15 protein-coding genes are annotated in these 17,387 nt (G+C 61.8%); all 15 read left to right on the forward strand.

The genetic code is table 11. The features are described from left to right. The first annotated feature begins 82 nt into the window (after positions 1–82). The 15 genes from tsf (at position 83) to dnaE (ending at position 17,347) form a co-directional block, all read left to right on the forward strand. Positions 83–946, forward strand: coding sequence for a translation elongation factor Ts (gene tsf / locus CKW22_RS10460; protein WP_033700885.1), 864 nt, complete (start codon positions 83–85; stop codon positions 944–946). Between the two features lie 176 nt (positions 947–1,122). Beyond that, positions 1,123–1,866, forward strand: coding sequence for a UMP kinase (gene pyrH, locus CKW22_RS10465; protein WP_016392310.1), 744 nt, complete (start codon positions 1,123–1,125; stop codon positions 1,864–1,866). Then, positions 1,863–2,420 (forward strand): ribosome recycling factor, encoded by a 558-nt coding sequence (gene frr / locus CKW22_RS10470; protein ID WP_033700883.1) that lies wholly within the window; start codon positions 1,863–1,865, stop codon positions 2,418–2,420. The genes pyrH and frr overlap by 4 nt, the downstream gene beginning before the upstream one ends. Positions 2,421–2,435: 15 nt before the next feature. Beyond that, positions 2,436–3,191: a polyprenyl diphosphate synthase gene (gene uppS / locus CKW22_RS10475; RefSeq protein ID WP_033700882.1), complete on the forward strand. Its 756-nt coding sequence runs from the start codon at positions 2,436–2,438 to the stop codon at positions 3,189–3,191. Next, positions 3,191–4,006, forward strand: a complete 816-nt coding sequence (locus tag CKW22_RS10480) for a phosphatidate cytidylyltransferase (protein WP_033700881.1) — start codon at positions 3,191–3,193, stop codon at positions 4,004–4,006. The genes uppS and CKW22_RS10480 overlap by 1 nt, the downstream gene beginning before the upstream one ends. After that, on the forward strand, positions 4,003–5,193 hold the full coding sequence (ispC, locus tag CKW22_RS10485; protein WP_033700880.1) for a 1-deoxy-D-xylulose-5-phosphate reductoisomerase: 1,191 nt from the start codon (positions 4,003–4,005) through the stop codon (positions 5,191–5,193). The genes CKW22_RS10480 and ispC overlap by 4 nt, the downstream gene beginning before the upstream one ends. Before the next feature lie 60 nt (positions 5,194–5,253). Next, complete coding sequence (gene rseP, locus CKW22_RS10490; RefSeq protein ID WP_095064086.1) at positions 5,254–6,606, forward strand: RIP metalloprotease RseP; 1,353 nt, start codon at positions 5,254–5,256, stop codon at positions 6,604–6,606. 74 nt (positions 6,607–6,680) lie between these two features. Beyond that, on the forward strand, positions 6,681–9,029 hold the full coding sequence (bamA, locus tag CKW22_RS10495) for an outer membrane protein assembly factor BamA (RefSeq protein ID WP_033700878.1): 2,349 nt from the start codon (positions 6,681–6,683) through the stop codon (positions 9,027–9,029). Between the two features lie 44 nt (positions 9,030–9,073). Next, positions 9,074–9,577, forward strand: a complete 504-nt coding sequence (locus CKW22_RS10500; protein ID WP_027595800.1) for an OmpH family outer membrane protein — start codon at positions 9,074–9,076, stop codon at positions 9,575–9,577. Between the two features lies 1 nt (position 9,578). Further along, complete coding sequence (lpxD, locus tag CKW22_RS10505) at positions 9,579–10,634, forward strand: UDP-3-O-(3-hydroxymyristoyl)glucosamine N-acyltransferase (protein ID WP_033700876.1); 1,056 nt, start codon at positions 9,579–9,581, stop codon at positions 10,632–10,634. Between the two features lie 113 nt (positions 10,635–10,747). Then, positions 10,748–11,188, forward strand: a complete 441-nt coding sequence (gene fabZ / locus CKW22_RS10510; protein ID WP_008094893.1) for a 3-hydroxyacyl-ACP dehydratase FabZ — start codon at positions 10,748–10,750, stop codon at positions 11,186–11,188. Then, a complete protein-coding gene (lpxA, locus tag CKW22_RS10515; RefSeq protein ID WP_033700874.1) occupies positions 11,185–11,961 on the forward strand; it encodes an acyl-ACP--UDP-N-acetylglucosamine O-acyltransferase in 777 nt (258 codons plus the stop codon). The genes fabZ and lpxA overlap by 4 nt, the downstream gene beginning before the upstream one ends. A 1-nt stretch (position 11,962) precedes the next feature. Then, positions 11,963–13,090 carry a lipid-A-disaccharide synthase gene (gene lpxB, locus CKW22_RS10520; RefSeq protein WP_095064087.1) on the forward strand — a complete coding sequence of 376 codons (1,128 nt, stop codon included), beginning with the start codon at positions 11,963–11,965 and terminating at the stop codon, positions 13,088–13,090. Position 13,091: 1 nt separating this feature from the next. Beyond that, a complete protein-coding gene (rnhB, locus tag CKW22_RS10525; RefSeq protein WP_033700872.1) occupies positions 13,092–13,715 on the forward strand; it encodes a ribonuclease HII in 624 nt (207 codons plus the stop codon). Between the two features lie 107 nt (positions 13,716–13,822). Then, the gene (gene dnaE / locus CKW22_RS10530) at positions 13,823–17,347 is read left to right on the forward strand and encodes a DNA polymerase III subunit alpha (RefSeq protein WP_033700870.1); all 3,525 of its coding nucleotides are present in this window, start codon (positions 13,823–13,825) and stop codon (positions 17,345–17,347) included. Positions 17,348–17,387 lie beyond the last annotated feature (40 nt).

Here is a 17,387-nt window from a genome sequence, read left to right on the forward strand (position 1 = left end):
GACGAAAACAGCGGATTTGCAGAATTGAACGCCCGTGACGAGCGGGTGGAATGGTTGAAAAACTTTCCAAGAGGATTTTGAAATGGCAGAGATTACTGCGGCGCTGGTCAAAGAACTGCGCGAGCGTACCGGCGAAGGCATGATGGATTGCAAGAAGGCGCTGACCAAGGCCGGCGGCGACATCGAAAAAGCCATTGACGACATGCGTGCCTCCGGCGCCATCAAGGCTGCCAAAAAGGCTGGCAACGTTGCTGCTGAAGGCGCTATCGCCATCAAGGCCGACGAAAAGTCCGCCGTTCTGCTGGAAGTGAACTCGCAGACCGACTTCCTGGCCCTGCAAGACGACTTCAAGAACTTCGTTGCTGAAAGTGTCGAGCAAGCCTTCGCCGAGAAGCTGACCGATGCCGCTCCGCTGATCGCTTCCCGTGAAGCGGCTCGCGAAGCCCTGGTTGCCAAGGTTGGCGAGAACGTCAACATCCGTCGCCTGGTGCGCGTTGAAGGTGACGTTGTCGGTACCTACCTGCACGGCAACAAGATCGGTGTTGCTGTTGTGCTGAAGGGCGGCGACGTTCAACTGGCCAAAGAAATCGCCATGCACGTGGCTGCCAGCAACCCAGAGTTCCTGCTGCCATCGGAAGTCTCGGCTGAGGCTATCGAGCGTGAGAAGGCGGTCTTCCTGCAACTGAACGAAGACAAGATCAAAGGCAAGCCTGAGAACATCGTCGAGAACATGATCAAAGGCCGTATTTCCAAGTTCCTGGCCGAAGCCAGCCTGGTTGAACAGGCCTTCGTCATGAACCCGGAAATCAAAGTCGGCGAACTGGCCAAGAAAGCCGGCGCTGAAATCGTTTCCTTCACCTACTTCAAAGTAGGCGAAGGCATCGAGAAGCCGGTCGACAACTTCGCTGAAGAAGTTGCTGCTCAGCTGGCTGCTGCCAAGCAGTAAGACAGACCCGTCTGTCGCCCCAAAGAGGCTGCCCGCTCACGCGCGCAGCCTCTTTGTCAAAGCGGGAGTGGTTTTCAGAACCGTTCCTCGCTGACGCAGTCGCTGCGTCACGTTAGAGTTACACGCAGGCTCAAACAGCCCGCAGAATTTTACAAACGCCGCAGGAGAGATTCGCAATGGCTCAGCAGGGCAGTGGTTATCAGGCTCGCTATAAACGCATTCTACTCAAACTTAGCGGCGAGGCCCTGATGGGCTCGGAAGAGTTCGGGATCGACCCCAAGGTCCTGGATCGCATGGCGCTGGAGGTCGGCCAGCTGGTCGGCATCGGTGTTCAGGTAGGTCTGGTAATCGGCGGTGGCAACCTGTTCCGTGGTGCGGCGCTCAGTGCAGCCGGCATGGACCGCGTCACCGGTGACCACATGGGCATGCTGGCGACCGTGATGAACGCCCTGGCCATGCGCGACGCGCTGGAGCGGGCAAACATTACCGCCATCGTCATGTCGGCCATTTCCATGGTTGGCGTAACCGATCACTATGATCGCCGCAAAGCCATGCGCCACCTCAATGCCAAAGAGGTCGTGATCTTCGCTGCCGGTACCGGCAACCCGTTCTTTACCACCGACTCCGCCGCTTGCCTGCGCGCCATCGAAATCGATGCCGACGTGGTATTGAAGGCAACCAAGGTCGATGGTGTATACACTGCAGATCCATTCAAGGACCCGCATGCCGAGAAGTTCGATCATCTGACCTACGATGAAGTGCTGGATCGCAAGCTGGGTGTGATGGATCTGACGGCAATCTGTCTGTGCCGCGACCACAAGATGCCGTTGCGCGTCTTCAACATGAACAAACCCGGCGCCTTGCTGAACATCGTGCATGGCGGCGCGGAAGGAACTCTGATCGAGGAAGTTCAAAAATGATCAACGCTATCAAGAAAGACGCCCAGGACCGCATGGGCAAGTCCATCGAGGCGCTGGGTCGCCACCTGGCAGCTATCCGCACCGGTCGCGCCCACCCAAGCATCCTGGACAGCGTCAAGGTGACTGCCTGGGGTAGCGACATGCCGCTGAACCAGGTGGCTGCGATTTCCGTCGAAGACGCCCGCACCCTGAAAATTGTCGCCCACGACAAGAACCTCAGCGCAGCCATTGAAAAAGCCATCCTGACTTCCGACCTGGGCCTGAACCCGTCCAGCGCCGGTACCACCATCCGCGTACCGATGCCGGCCCTGACCGAGGAAACCCGCAAGGGTTACACCAAACAGGCCAGCGGCGTTGCCGAAGATGCCAAGGTTGCCGTGCGTAACGTGCGCCGCGATGCCCTCGCCGACCTGAAGAAGCTGACCAAGGACAAGGAAATCAGCGAAGACGAAGAACGTCGCGCTGCTGACGAGATCCAGAAGCTCACCGACAAGTTCGTCGCTGACATCGACGCGGCGTTCAAAGCCAAGGAAAAGGACCTGTTGGCCGTTTAAGGCCGAGGTTTTTTAATGGAAAAGACCAAGCCAGCGGCGCCGTCCTCGGTGCCGCGACACGTCGCGATCATCATGGATGGCAACAACCGTTGGGCGAAGAAGCGCCTGTTGCCCGGTGTTGCCGGGCACAAGGCTGGCGTCGATGCCGTTCGCGCGGTCATCGAAGTCTGTGCCGAATCGGGGGTCGAGGTCCTGACCCTGTTCGCCTTCTCCAGCGAGAACTGGCAACGCCCCGCCGAAGAAGTCGGAGCGCTGATGGAGCTGTTCTTCTCGGCCTTGCGCCGTGAGGCTCGCCGCCTCAACGAGAACAACATCTGCTTGCGCATCATCGGCGATCGCTCACGCTTCCATCCCGAGCTGCAGGCTGCCATGCGTGAGGCCGAAGCGCTGACCGCCGGCAACAACCGCTTCATACTGCAGATCGCGGCCAACTACGGTGGCCAGTGGGACATCGCCCAGGCTGCCCAGCGCCTGGCGCGGGAAGTACAGGCCGGCCATCTGCGCCCGGACGACATTACGCCGGGTCTGCTGCAAACCTGCCTGTCCACGGGCGAGTTGCCGCTGCCCGACTTGTGTATCCGTACCGGTGGCGAGCGGCGCATCAGCAATTTCCTGCTGTGGCAGCTGGCCTATGCCGAGCTGTATTTCTCCGACCTGTACTGGCCGGACTTCAAACACGAGGCCATGCGCAATGCCCTGGCCGATTTCGCTTCGCGCCAGCGCCGCTTCGGTAAGACCAGCGAGCAGGTCGAGGCTGGAGCTCGTGCTTAATGCTTAAACAACGCATCATTACCGCGCTGATCCTGTTGCCGGTCGCGCTGGGTGGCTTCTTCCTGCTCAATGGTGGGGATTTCGCCCTGTTCATCGGCTTCGTGGTCACCCTCGGGGCCTGGGAGTGGGCGCGCCTGGCCGGTTTGATGGCCCAGCCGCTGCGCATTGCCTATGCCGCCGTCGTCGGCGGTGCGCTGATGCTGCTGCACCTGATGCCTGACCTGGCGCCCTGGGTGCTCGGTGCGTCGGTGATCTGGTGGGCACTGGCTACCTGGCTGGTGCTGACCTACCCGCGCAGCAGCGAACTGTGGGCCAGTGCGGCCTGTCGCCTGCTGATCGGCCTGCTGGTATTGCTACCGGCGTGGCAGGGCCTGGTGCTGCTCAAGCACTGGCCGCTGGGCAACTGGCTGATCCTGTCGGTGATGGTGCTGGTATGGGCCGCCGACATCGGTGCCTATTTCTCTGGGCGAGCCTTCGGCAAGCGCAAACTGGCGCCGCAGGTCAGCCCGGGCAAAAGTTGGGAAGGCGTCTATGGCGGCCTGGTCGTCAGCCTGGTCATCACCCTGGCAGTCGGTATCAGCCGCGACTGGGGCATCGGCCAGATTTTGCTGGGCCTGCTGGGCGCGGCGCTGGTGGTCATGGCCTCGGTGATCGGTGACCTGACCGAAAGCATGTTCAAGCGCCGTTCCGGCATCAAGGACAGCAGTAACCTGCTGCCCGGCCATGGTGGCGTACTTGACCGCATCGACAGCCTGACCGCAGCCATCCCGCTGTTTGCGGTGCTGCTGTGGGCTGCCGAATGGGGTGTGATGTGAGTGCGGTGCAACGCATCACCGTGCTTGGCGCCACAGGCTCCATTGGCCTGAGCACGCTGGATGTGATCGCGCGTCATCCCGAGCGTTACTCGGTTTTCGCATTGAGCGGTTACTCGCGCATCGATGAGCTGCTGGCGTTGTGCGTGCGCCATCGTCCCGAGTTTGCGGTGGTGCCAAGTGCCGAGGGGGCTGCACGTTTACGTGACGGCCTGGCGGCAGCGGGTTGTGCCACGCAGGTGCTGGAAGGCGAGGCGGGGCTGTGCCAGGTGGCCGCGGCTGCGGAAGTGGATGCGGTCATGGCGGCCATCGTAGGCGCGGCCGGGCTGCGACCGACCTTGGCGGCCGTCGAGGCGGGCAAGAAGGTGCTGCTGGCCAACAAGGAGGCGCTGGTGATGTCTGGCGCGCTGTTCATGGAGGCGGTGCGGCGCAGTGGTGCCGTGCTGTTGCCGATCGACAGCGAGCACAATGCGATCTTCCAGTGCCTGCCGGGTGACTATGCCCGTGGCCTGAGCCAGGTGGGTGTGCGCCGCATCCTGCTCACCGCGTCGGGCGGCCCGTTCCGCGAAACACCGCATGCGGCGCTCGCCGATGTCACCCCGGAACAGGCCTGCGCCCATCCCAACTGGTCCATGGGGCGCAAGATTTCCGTGGATTCGGCCAGTATGATGAACAAGGGCCTGGAGTTGATCGAGGCGTGCTGGTTGTTCGATGCCTCGCCCGCCAAGGTCGAGGTGGTGGTGCACCCGCAGAGCGTGATCCACTCGCTGGTGGATTACGTGGACGGTTCGGTCCTCGCCCAGTTGGGTAACCCCGACATGCGCACGCCTATCGCCAACGCGCTGGCCTGGCCAGAGCGTATTGATTCCGGGGTTGCCCCGCTGGACTTGTTCGCCATCGCGCGTCTGGATTTCCAGGCCCCTGACGAACAGCGCTTCCCTTGCTTGCGCCTGGCGCGGCAGGCTGCCGAGGCCGGCAACAGCGCGCCCGCAGTGCTCAACGCGGCCAATGAAGTGGCGGTCGAGGCATTTCTGCAGCGGCGTATCCGCTTCCCGGAGATCGCGGGTATGATCGAACAGGTGCTCGATCAGGAGCCCGTAGTGCCACTGGCATCGTTGGACGCGGTATTTGCCGCCGACCAGCGTGCCCGGGAGTTGTCCCGCGAGTGGTTGAGGCGTCACGGTCACTGATGCAGGCCTGCCAGGGCTTGTGCGAAACGTCGTTCTGCTGAACGTCATCTGGAGAAAGATATGACTGCGCTCTACATGATTGTCGGCACCCTGGTGGCGTTGGGTGTTCTGGTCACGTTTCACGAATTCGGCCACTTCTGGGTGGCCCGACGCTGCGGCGTCAAGGTGCTGCGTTTTTCGGTAGGCTTCGGCACGCCGCTGCTGCGCTGGCATGATCGGCAGGGTACCGAGTTCGTGGTGGCAGCGATCCCGCTGGGTGGCTACGTCAAGATGCTCGACGAGCGCGAAGGCGATGTACCGCCTGCGCTGGCCGACCAGTCGTTCAATCGCAAATCCGTGCGTCAGCGCATTGCCATCGTCGCAGCAGGGCCGATTGCCAATTTCCTCTTGGCCATCGTGTTCTTCTGGCTGCTGGCCATGCTCGGCACCCAGCAGATCCGCCCGGTCATCGGTGGGGTCGAGGTAGGCAGCCTGGCAGCCTCGGCAGGCCTGGCCGCTGGTCAGGAAATCGTATCCATCGATGGCAAACCGACCAGCGGTTGGTCAGCGGTCAACCTGCAACTGGTGCGCCGCCTGGGCGAGAGCGGCACCCTGCAGGTGGGCGTGCGCGATGAAGGCGCCAGCGCCGAGCGTCAACTGCAGATCAAGCTGGACCACTGGCTGAAAGGCGCTGACGAACCGGACCCTATCCAGTCCCTGGGCTTGCGCCCCTGGCGCCCGGTGATCGTGCCGGTGCTGGCCGAAATCGAATCGAAAGGGCCGGCCGCAGCGGCGGGCTTGAAGACGGGCGACAAGTTGCTGGCCATCGACGGTGTGGTCGTCACCGAATGGCAGCAGGTGGTCGATGCCGTGCGCGCCCGCCCGCATGCCAAGGTGGTGGTACGTGTGGAGCGCGACGGCGCTGCCCTGGATGTGCCGGTAACCCTGGCGCAGCGGGGCGAGGGTAAGGCCTCGGGCGGCTACCTGGGGGCAGGGGTAAAAGGTGGCGAATGGCCTGCCAACATGCTTCGCGAAGTCAGCTATGGCCCGCTGGAAGCGGTGGGCGAGGGCTTGTCGCGCACCTGGAACATGAGTGTCCTGACCCTCGAGTCGCTGAAGAAAATGCTGTTCGGAGAGCTCTCGGTAAAAAACTTGAGCGGACCGATAACCATTGCTAAAGTGGCGGGCGCTTCAGCCCAGTCCGGCGTGGGGGATTTCCTGAATTTCCTGGCCTACCTGAGCATAAGCCTGGGGGTTCTTAACCTGCTGCCCATTCCAGTACTGGATGGGGGGCATTTGCTGTTTTACCTGGTTGAGTGGGCGCGCGGTCGTCCGCTGTCGGACCGGGTACAAGGTTGGGGGGTCCAGATCGGTATCAGTTTGGTCATAGGGGTGATGTTGCTCGCCCTGATCAACGATCTGGGTCGACTTTAAAAGCTTCGCTCAATTGCGAACCCGCCGTCTATTCGCGGCGGGTTGTTTATTGCCAGTTGGAATAAAAGGACTTCATGAAACGTCTGCTGCTAACTGCGGTCCTCTCCGCACTGATGATCGCTGAAGTTCACGCCGAGTCCTTCACCATCTCCGATATTCGTGTCAACGGCCTGCAGCGGGTATCCGCCGGCAGCGTCTTCGGTGCCTTGCCCCTTAACGTGGGCGACCAGGCCGACGATCGGCGCCTCGTGGACTCGACCCGTTCCCTGTTCAAGACCGGTTTCTTCCAGGACATCCAGCTGAACCGCGATGGCAATGTCCTGATCATCAACGTGGTCGAGCGCCCGTCGGTGTCGAGCATCGAGATCGAAGGCAACAAGGCGATCAGCACCGAAGACCTGATGAAGGGCCTGAAGCAGTCGGGCCTGGCCGAAGGTGAAATCTTCCAGCGCGCCACCCTCGAAGGTGTGCGTAACGAGCTGCAGCGCCAGTACGTGGCCCAGGGCCGCTACTCGGCCGAGGTCGACGCCGAAGTCGTGCCGCAGCCGCGCAACCGCGTCGCGCTGAAAATCAAGATCAACGAGGGCACCGTCGCCGCCATTCAGCACATCAACGTGGTGGGCAACAACGTCTTCGACGACGAAGAGCTGTCGCAGCTGTTCGAGCTGAAAACCACCAACTGGCTGTCGTTCTTCAAGAACGACGACAAGTACGCCCGTGAAAAACTGTCCGGTGACCTGGAGCGTCTGCGTTCCTACTACCTGGACCGCGGCTACATCAACATGGATATCGCCTCTACCCAGGTGTCCATCACGCCAGACAAGAAGCACGTCTACATCACCGTCAACATCAACGAAGGCGAGAAGTACACCGTCCGTGACGTGAAGCTCTCCGGTGACCTCAAGGTCCCTGAAGACCAGGTCAAGTCGCTGCTGCTGGTGCAGCCGGGCCAGGTATTCTCGCGCAAGGTGATGACCACCACGTCCGAGCTGATCACCCGTCGCCTGGGTAACGAAGGCTATACCTTCGCCAACGTCAACGGCGTGCCGCAGCCCAACGATGAAGACCACACCGTCGATATCATGTTCGTGGTCGACCCGGGCAAGCGTGCCTACGTCAACCGCATCAACTATCGCGGCAACACCAAGACCGAAGACGAAGTGCTACGTCGCGAGATGCGCCAGATGGAAGGCGGCTGGGCTTCGACCTACCTGATCGACCAGTCCAAGACCCGTCTTGAGCGTCTGGGCTTCTTCAAGGAAGTCAACGTCGAAACGCCACCGGTGCCTGGCACCGATGACCAGGTCGACGTCAACTACAGCGTCGAAGAACAAGCCTCCGGCTCGATCACCGCCAGCGTCGGTTTTGCCCAGAGCGCCGGCCTGATCCTTGGCGGCTCGATCAGCCAGAGCAACTTCCTGGGTACCGGTAACAAGGTGTCCGTCGGCCTGACCCGTTCCGAGTACCAGACCCGATACAACTTCGGCTTCGTCGACCCCTACTTCACTGCCGACGGCGTCAGCCTGGGCTACAACGCCTTCTACCGCAGCACCGACTACGACGACCTCGATGTCGACGTTGCCAGCTATGCGGTCGACAGCCTTGGCGCCGGCGTCAGCCTGGGTTACCCGATCAGCGAGACCTCGCGCCTGACCTACGGCCTGAGCGTGCAGCAGGACAAGATCAAGACCGGCAAATACACCGTTGACGAGATCTTCAATTTCCTCGAAGAAGAGGGCGATAGCTTCCTCAACTTCAAAGCGTCGATCGGCTGGTCCGAGTCGACCTTGAACAAAGGCGTGTTGGCTACCCGTGGTCACTCCCAAAGTTTGACCCTGGAATCCACCATCCCGGGCAGCGACCTGTCGTTCTACAAGCTCGACTACCGTGGCCAGTTGTTCAAGCCGATCAATAACGACTACACCCTGCGCCTGCACACTGAACTGGGCTATGGTGATGGTTTCGGTGGCACTTCCGGCCTGCCGTTCTACGAGAACTACTACGCGGGTGGCTTCAACTCCGTCCGTGGCTTCAAGGACAGCAGCCTGGGCCCCCGCAGCACGCCGAGTAAGGGTACCAACCCGGGCACTATCGAAGACCCGGATCAGGATCCGCTGCCGTTCGGTGGCAACGTGCTGGTCCAGGGTGGTGTAGAACTGCTGTTCCCGCTGCCGTTCGTCAAAGACCAGCGTTCGCTGCGCACTTCCGTGTTCTGGGACGTGGGTAACGTGTTCGACACCAATTGCGGTTCCAAGCCTGATTGCGCCAAGGTCGGTTTCTCGGACATGGCCAGCTCCGTGGGCCTGGGTGTGACCTGGATTACTGCGCTGGGCCCGTTGAGCTTCAGCCTGGCGATGCCGATCAAGAAACCGGACGACGCCGATACCCAGGTGTTCCAATTCTCTCTGGGCCAGACCTTCTAAGGTCGGCCCTTGCATAACGACAACGGTTTATCCAGGAGTGCATCGTGCGTAAGTTGACTCAACTGGCCATCTTGGCCGCGGCGCTGGTCGCCACCCCGGCTTTCGCCGAAATGAAGGTTGCCGTCCTGAACTATCAGATGGCCCTGCTTGAATCGGATGCCGCCAAGAAGTACGCGGTCGATGCCGAGAAAAAATTCGGCCCGCAACTGACCAAGCTCAAGAGCCTGGAAAGCAGCGCCAAGGGCATCCAGGACCGCCTGATCAAAGGCGGCGACAAGATGCAGCAGCAGGAGCGTGAGCGCCTGGAGCTCGAGTTCAAGCAAAAGGCCCGCGACTTCCAGTTCCAGTCCAAGGAACTGAACGAAGCCAAGGCCGTTGCTGATCGCGATATGCTCAAGCAGCTCAAGCCCAAGCTGGACGGCGCTGTCGAGGAAGTGATCAAGAAGGGCGGTTTCGACCTGGTCCTCGAGCGTGGCGCGGTCATCGATGTCAAACCTCAGTACGACATCACCCGCCAAGTCATCGAGCGCATGAACCAAGCCCGTTGATATGACCTTGACCATGACGCTTGGCCAGCTGGCCGAAGCCCTCGGGGCCACCCTCAAGGGGCCCGAGGCGCTGCAGATTACCGGGCTGGCCACCTTGCAGGAGGCCGGGCCCGGTCAATTGAGCTTCCTCGCCAACCCGCAGTACCGCAAATTCCTGGATAACAGCCAGGCGGCAGCGGTACTGCTAAAGGCTGCGGATGCTGAAGGCTTTGCCGGCAACGCACTGATCGTCGCTGATCCGTACCTGGCCTATGCACGCATTTCCCATCTGTTCGATCCCAAGCCCAAGGCTGTGGCGGGAGTTCATCCCAGCGCCGTGGTAGCAGAAGATGCGCAGGTGGATGCCAGTGCCAGCATCGGCCCGTTCGCGGTCGTCGAGAGCGGTGCGCGGATTGCGGCCAATGTCAGCATCGGTGCTCATTGCGTGGTCGGTGCCCGCTGCGTCATCGGCGAGGGTGGTTGGCTGGCGCCACGGGTCACCCTGTACCATGACGTGACCATCGGCAAGCGTGTCGTCATCCAGTCGGGTGCGGTGATCGGTGGCGAAGGCTTCGGCTTCGCCAACGAGAAGGGCGTGTGGCGCAAGATTGCCCAGATTGGCGGCGTGACCATCGGCGATGATGTGGAAATCGGCGTCAATACGGCCATTGACCGTGGTGCGCTGTCTGACACGCGCATTGCCGACGGGGTCAAACTCGACAACCAGATCCAGATCGCCCATAACGTCCAGATCGGCGAGCACACGGCCATGGCTGCCTGTGTTGGCATTTCCGGCAGCACGCGCATCGGTAAGCACTGCACCATTGCGGGCGGTGTCGGCATGGTGGGCCATATTGACGTCTGTGATAACGTTTTCGTGTCTGGCATGACCATGGTGACCCGATCGATCACCGAACCGGGTGCCTATTCTTCCGGCACTGCCATGCAGCCATTGGCTGACTGGCGCAAGAGCGCCGCGCGTATCCGCCACCTGGACGACATGGCCAAGCGTCTCCAGCAGGTGGAAAAGCGCATCGATACCGTGACCTCAGGTGGCCAGCCGGCATCAGAAGGCTGATACCATTCCCTGAGCAAGAGTGAACAGACGCTAGCTGGCTCCTCTTTGGACTGCAAAAGGAGCGCGTGGTCAGCACCTGCGCTCCCTATTCTTATTACAGGCTTCCCCCCGAAATGATGGACATCAACGAGATTCGCGAATACCTGCCTCACCGTTACCCGTTCCTGCTGGTGGACCGCGTGACGGATCTGGACTTCGAGGCCCAGAGCATTCGTGCCTACAAGAATGTCAGCATCAACGAGCCGTTCTTCAATGGCCATTTCCCGGCCCACCCGATCATGCCGGGCGTTCTGATCATCGAGGCCATGGCCCAGGCGGCCGGTATTCTCGGTTTCAAGATGCTTGATGCCAAGCCGGCTGATGGCACCCTGTACTACTTTGTCGGTTCCGACAAACTGCGTTTCCGTCAGCCGGTATTGCCGGGTGACCAGCTTGTGCTGGAAGCCAAGTTCCTCAGCCGCAAGAGCATGATCTGGAAATTCGAATGCCGCGCCCTGGTCGACGGCAAGCCTGTATGCTCGGCACAGATCACCTGCGCGGAACGCTCCCTATGAATTCGATTGATCCACGGGCCATCATCGACCCATCGGCCAAGCTGGCCGATGGTGTCGAGGTGGGCCCGTGGTCGATCGTAGGCCCCGATGTCGAAATCGGGGAGGGCACCATCATTGGCCCGCATGTGGTGCTCAAAGGGCCGACCCGTATCGGCAAGCACAACCGTATCTACCAGTTTTCCTCGATCGGCGAAGACACCCCTGACCTCAAGTACAAGGGTGAGCCGACCCGTCTGGTGATTGGCGATCACAATGTGATCCGCGAGGGCGTGACCATTCACCGCGGTACCGTTCAGGACCGTGCCGAAACCACCCTGGGCGATCACAACCTGATCATGGCCTATGCGCACATCGGTCACGACAGTGTCATCGGTAATCATTGCATTCTGGTGAACAACACCGCGTTGGCCGGGCATGTGCACGTCGGCGACTGGGCGATTCTGTCCGGGTACACCCTGGTGCACCAGTACTGCCATATCGGTGCTCATGCGTTTTCTGGCATGGGTACGGCGATCGGCAAGGATGTGCCGGCCTTCGTCACGGTGTTCGGCAGCCCGGCCGAAGCCCGAAGCATGAACTTCGAAGGCATGCGCCGCCGGGGTTTCAGCGACGAGGTCATTCATACCCTGCGGCGTTGCTACAAGATTGTCTATCGCCAGGGCCTGACCGTCGAAGATGCAATCAAGGCGCTGGACGAGCCGGCAGCCCAGCACCCCGAGGTCGAGCTGTTCCGTCAGTCGATCCTGAATTCCGCACGCGGCATCACGCGCTGACATGGCCCAGCTTTGCGTAGCCCTGGTCGCGGGTGAGGCCAGCGGCGATATTCTCGGTTCCGGCTTGATGCGCGCCCTCAAGGCCCGCCATCCCGACGTACGGTTCATCGGCGTTGGCGGCCCCTTGATGGAAGCCGAAGGCCTGCAGTCCTACTTCCCCATGGAACGCCTGGCCGTGATGGGCCTGGTCGAAGTGCTGGGGCGCCTGCGCGAGCTGCTCAAGCGCCGTAAACTGCTGATCCAGACGCTGATCGCCGAAAAGCCCGATGTGTTTATCGGTATCGACGCCCCGGATTTCACCCTCAATATCGAATTGAAATTGCGTCAGGCCGGCATCAAGACCGTGCACTACGTCAGCCCTTCCGTGTGGGCCTGGCGGCAGAAGCGCGTGCTGAAGATCCGTGAAGGCTGCGACCTGATGCTGACACTGCTGCCGTTTGAGGCGCGGTTCTACGAAGAGCAGGGTGTGCCGGTGCGCTTTGTCGGCCACCCGCTGGCCGACACCATCCCCCTCGAAGCGGATCGGCAGGCGGCGCGCAGTGAGCTTGGCCTGGGCCATGGCCCGGTGGTTGCACTGATGCCAGGCAGCCGTGGTGGGGAGGTCGGGCGCCTGGGCGCGCTGTTCCTCGATGCGGCCGAGCGCTTGCGCGAGCGGGTGCCAGGTGTGCGCTTCGTGCTGCCGTGTGCCAATGCCGCGCGGCGTGCCCAGGTCGAGCAGATGCTCGAAGGGCGCGAGCTGCCGCTGACCCTGCTCGACGGCCAGTCGCACCAGGCCTTGGCGGCCTGTGATGCGGTGCTGATTGCGTCAGGTACCGCCACCCTGGAGGCCCTGCTGTACAAGCGGCCCATGGTGGTGGCCTACCGCCTGGCGCCGCTGACCTACTGGATTCTCAAGCGCCTGGTGAAAAGCCCCTACGTGTCGTTGCCCAACCTGCTGGCCCAGCGTGCGCTTGTGCCTGAGCTGCTGCAGGATGACGCCACCAGCGAAGCCCTGGCGCAGACCTTGGCCCCCTTGGTGGCCGACGGCAGCCAGCAGACCGAACGTTTCGACGAGATTCACCGCACCCTGCGCCGGGACGCCTCCAACCAGGCGGCCGAGGCGGTGCTGGCTTTGCTCAAGGACCACTGACATGCAAATAGGACTGGATTTCAACCTGGTCGAAGACCTGGTCGCCGGTGTCGATGAAGTCGGCCGTGGCCCGCTGTGCGGGGCGGTGGTCACCGCTGCCGTGATCCTCGATCCGGCACGGCCGATTCTGGGCCTGAATGATTCGAAGAAGCTCACCGAAGCCAAGCGCGAAGCGTTGTTCGACGAAATCTGCGAAAAGGCACTGAGCTTTTGCATTGCCCGCGCCGAGGTCGACGAAATCGACCGCCTGAACATCCTTCAGGCCACCATGCTGGCGATGCAGCGCGCGGTCGAGGGCCTGCACGTTACGCCCAAGCTGGCACTGATCGACGGCAACCGCTGCCCGAAACTCGCAGTGCCTGCGGCGCCGGTGATCAAGGGCGATAGCCAGGTGCCGGCGATCGCGGCGGCGTCGATCCTGGCCAAGGTGACACGTGACCGGGAGATGAGCGCGTTCGAGCTGATCTACCCCGGTTATGGCATCGGTGGGCACAAGGGCTACCCGACGCCGGTACACCTTGAGGCCCTGGCGCGGCTTGGGCCGACGCCCATTCATCGGCGTTCCTTCGCGCCTGTGCGGGCGGCCTGGGAAGCGCGTGAAGGCGTTGTCGATTCCTTGATTTAGCCTGTCAGTGCCGCTGCGCGGCCCTTCGCGGGGCTGCACAGTAGCCCCAAAATACCCTCGCTTTTACGCTACAATCCCGCCCTTGTCGTTCTGCTACAGGATCATCCATGTCGGTTCCCTTCGTTCACCTTCGCGTGCACTCCGAATTCTCGCTGGTCGACGGTCTGGTGCGGATCAAACCGCTGGCCAAGGCGCTGGCGGGGATGAACATGCCGGCGGTGGCGATCACCGACCAGAGCAACATGTGCTCGCTGGTGAAGTTCTACAAGACCGCCATGGGCGCCGGGATCAAGCCGATCTGTGGTGCCGACCTGTGGCTGGCCGGGGCCGACCCGGAAGCACCGTTGTCGCGCATCTGCTTCCTGGCGATGAACCCGACGGGCTACCGCAACCTCACCGAGCTGATTTCGCGGGGCTGGGTCGAAGGCCAGCGCAATGGCCTGGTGATTCTGCAGCGTGAATGGATCGCCCCCGCCAGCGAGGGCCTGATCGCCTTGTCCGCCGGCAAGGAAGGTGACATCGGCGCGGCGCTGCTGGGTGGCAGGGTTGAAGAGGCCGAAGCGCTGCTGCGCGATTGGCTGGGCATGTTCCCCGAGCGCTTCTACGTCGAAGTGCAGCGCACCAACCGCGCGCGCGACGAAGAATACGTGCACGCCGCCGTGGCTCTGGCCGACAAGGTTGGCGCACCGCTGGTGGCGACCAACGATGTGCGCTTCATCAAGCAGGCCGACTACGATGCCCACGAAACCCGTGTCTGCATCGGTGAGGGCTGGACCCTGGACGACCCGCGTCGCCCGCGTAACTACAGCGACCAGCAGTACCTCAAGAGCTCGGACGAAATGGCCGAGCTGTTCAGCGACCTGCCCGACGCCATCGCCAACACCGTCGAAATCGCCAAGCGTTGCAACATCCAGGTGCAGTTGGGCAAGCACTTCCTGCCCGACTTCCCCACGCCCAACGGCATGGGCATCGACGATTATCTGCGCCATGTCTCCCATGAAGGCCTGGAGGAGCGCCTGGCGGTGCTCTGGCCCAAGGAGACCACGCCAGACTATGAAGAAAAGCGCCAGGTCTACCTGGACCGCCTGAAGTTCGAGCTGGATATCATCATCCAGATGGGCTTCCCGGGCTACTTCCTGATCGTTATGGACTTCATCAAGTGGGCCAAGAACAACGGTGTGCCGGTGGGCCCGGGCCGGGGTTCGGGTGCCGGTTCGCTGGTCGCCTACGTGCTGAAGATCACCGACCTCGACCCGCTGGCCTACGACCTGCTGTTCGAGCGCTTCCTCAACCCTGAACGTGTATCCATGCCCGACTTCGACGTCGACTTCTGCATGGATGGCCGCGACCGGGTCATTGAATATGTGGCCGATGCCTACGGGCGTAACGCGGTCAGCCAGATCATCACCTTCGGTACCATGGCCGCCAAGGCGGTGGTGCGCGACGTGGCGCGGGTGCAGGGCAAGTCCTACGGCCTGGCCGACCGCCTGTCGAAGATGATCCCCTTCGAAGTCGGCATGACCCTGGAGAAGGCCTACGAGCAGGAAGAAATCCTGCGTGACTTCCTCAAGGGCGACGAAGATGCCCGCGAGATCTGGGACATGGCCCTCAAGCTCGAGGGCGTCACCCGTGGTACCGGCAAACACGCCGGTGGCGTGGTAATCGCCCCGACCAAACTCACCGACTTCTCGCCGATCGCCTGTGACGAAGAAGGCGGCGGCCTGGTGACCCAGTTCGACAAGGACGATGTCGAGGCCGCCGGGCTGGTCAAGTTCGACTTCCTCGGCCTGCGCACACTGACCATCATCAAGTGGGCGATGGAGACGATCAACCGTGAGCAGGCCAAGCAGGGCCTGCCGGACCTGAACATCGACTTCATTCCGCTGGATGACCGCAAGACCTACGAGCTGCTGCAAAAAGCCGAGACCACGGCGGTGTTCCAGCTCGAATCGCGCGGCATGAAGGAGCTGATCAAGAAGCTCAAGCCGGACTGCCTGGAAGACCTTATCGCACTGGTGGCGCTGTTCCGCCCGGGCCCGCTGCAGTCGGGCATGGTGGACGACTTCATCAACCGCAAGCACGGCCGCGCCGAGCTGGCCTACCCGCACCCGGATTACCAGTATGACGGCCTGCAGCCGGTACTGGCGCCCACCTACGGCATCATCCTGTATCAAGAGCAGGTGATGCAGATTGCCCAGGTCATGGCCGGCTATACCCTGGGCGGTGCCGACATGCTGCGTCGTGCCATGGGTAAGAAAAAGCCCGAGGAAATGGCCAAGCAGCGCGGCGGTTTCATCGAAGGTTGCGCCAATAACGGTATTGATGGTGACCTGGCAGGTAACATCTTCGACCTGGTAGAGAAGTTCGCCGGTTACGGTTTCAACAAGTCTCACTCTGCCGCCTATGGCCTGGTGTCGTACCAGACCGCCTGGCTCAAGACCCACTACCCGGCGCCGTTCATGGCGGCGGTGTTGTCGGCGGATATGCACAACACCGACAAGGTGGTGGTGCTGATCGAGGAAGTGCGCAGCATGAAGCTGCGCCTCGACGCGCCTGATGTGAACACCTCCGACTTCAAGTTCACCGTCAACGACGATGGCCGTATCGTCTATGGCTTGGGCGCGATCAAGGGTGTGGGCGAGGGGCCGGTCGAAGCCATCGTCGAAGTGCGTGCGCAGGGCGGGCCGTTCAAGGACCTGTTCGATTTCTGTGAGCGCGTCGACCTCAAGCGCGTCAACAAGCGCACCCTCGATGCGCTGATCCGCAGTGGTGCACTGGACCGCCTCGGCCCGTACTTCCATGACGAAATCAAGGCCTACCAGGCCAACATCGACCGCAACCGCGCAACCTTGCTGGCGGCGCTGGAAGAGGCGGTCAAGTCTGCCGAGCAGACCGCACGTACCGCCGACAGTGGCCATGTCGATCTGTTCGGCGGGTTGTTCGTGGAGGCCGATTCGGACGTCTATGCCAACCACCGCAAGGTCCGCGAACTCACCCTCAAAGAGCGCCTCAAAGGCGAGAAGGACACGCTTGGCCTGTACCTCACCGGCCACCCGATTGATGAGTACGAAAGCGAGATTCGCCGTTTCGCCCGCCAGCGCATCATCGACCTGAAGCCGTCCCGTGAGTCGCAGACGATCGCCGGCATGATCATTGCCCTGCGGGTAATGAAGAACAAGAAGGGTGACAAGATGGGTTTCGTCACGCTTGATGACCGCTCTGGGCGTATCGAGGCGTCGCTGTTTGCCGACTCCTTCATGGCTGCCCAGTCACTGTTGCAGAACGATGCCATGGTCGTGGTCGAAGGCGAGGTCAGCAACGATGACTTCTCCGGTGGCCTGCGCCTGCGGGTCAAGCAGGTGATGACCATGGAAGATGCCCGCACGCGTCTGGCCGAAAGCCTGCGCCTGAAAGTCGCCCATGACGCGCTCAAGGGCGACCGCCTGAACTGGCTGGGTGAGCTGATCACCCGGCACCGCGGCGGCTGCCCGATCACCCTGGAGTACACCGGCAGTGACGCCAAGGCCATGCTGCAGTTCGCCGATGAATGGTCGATCGACCCGGCCGACGGCCTGATTCAGGCACTGCGTGACCAGTTCGGGCGTGAGAACGTCTTCCTGCAATATCGTTGAATCGACGAATTTTAATCTCGACCTGAATGCGCCCGATCCC

It is taken from the genome of Pseudomonas sp. Irchel s3f19 (assembly GCF_900187555.1).
GTDB classification, from domain to species: Bacteria; Pseudomonadota; Gammaproteobacteria; order Pseudomonadales; family Pseudomonadaceae; genus Aquipseudomonas; species Aquipseudomonas capeferrum.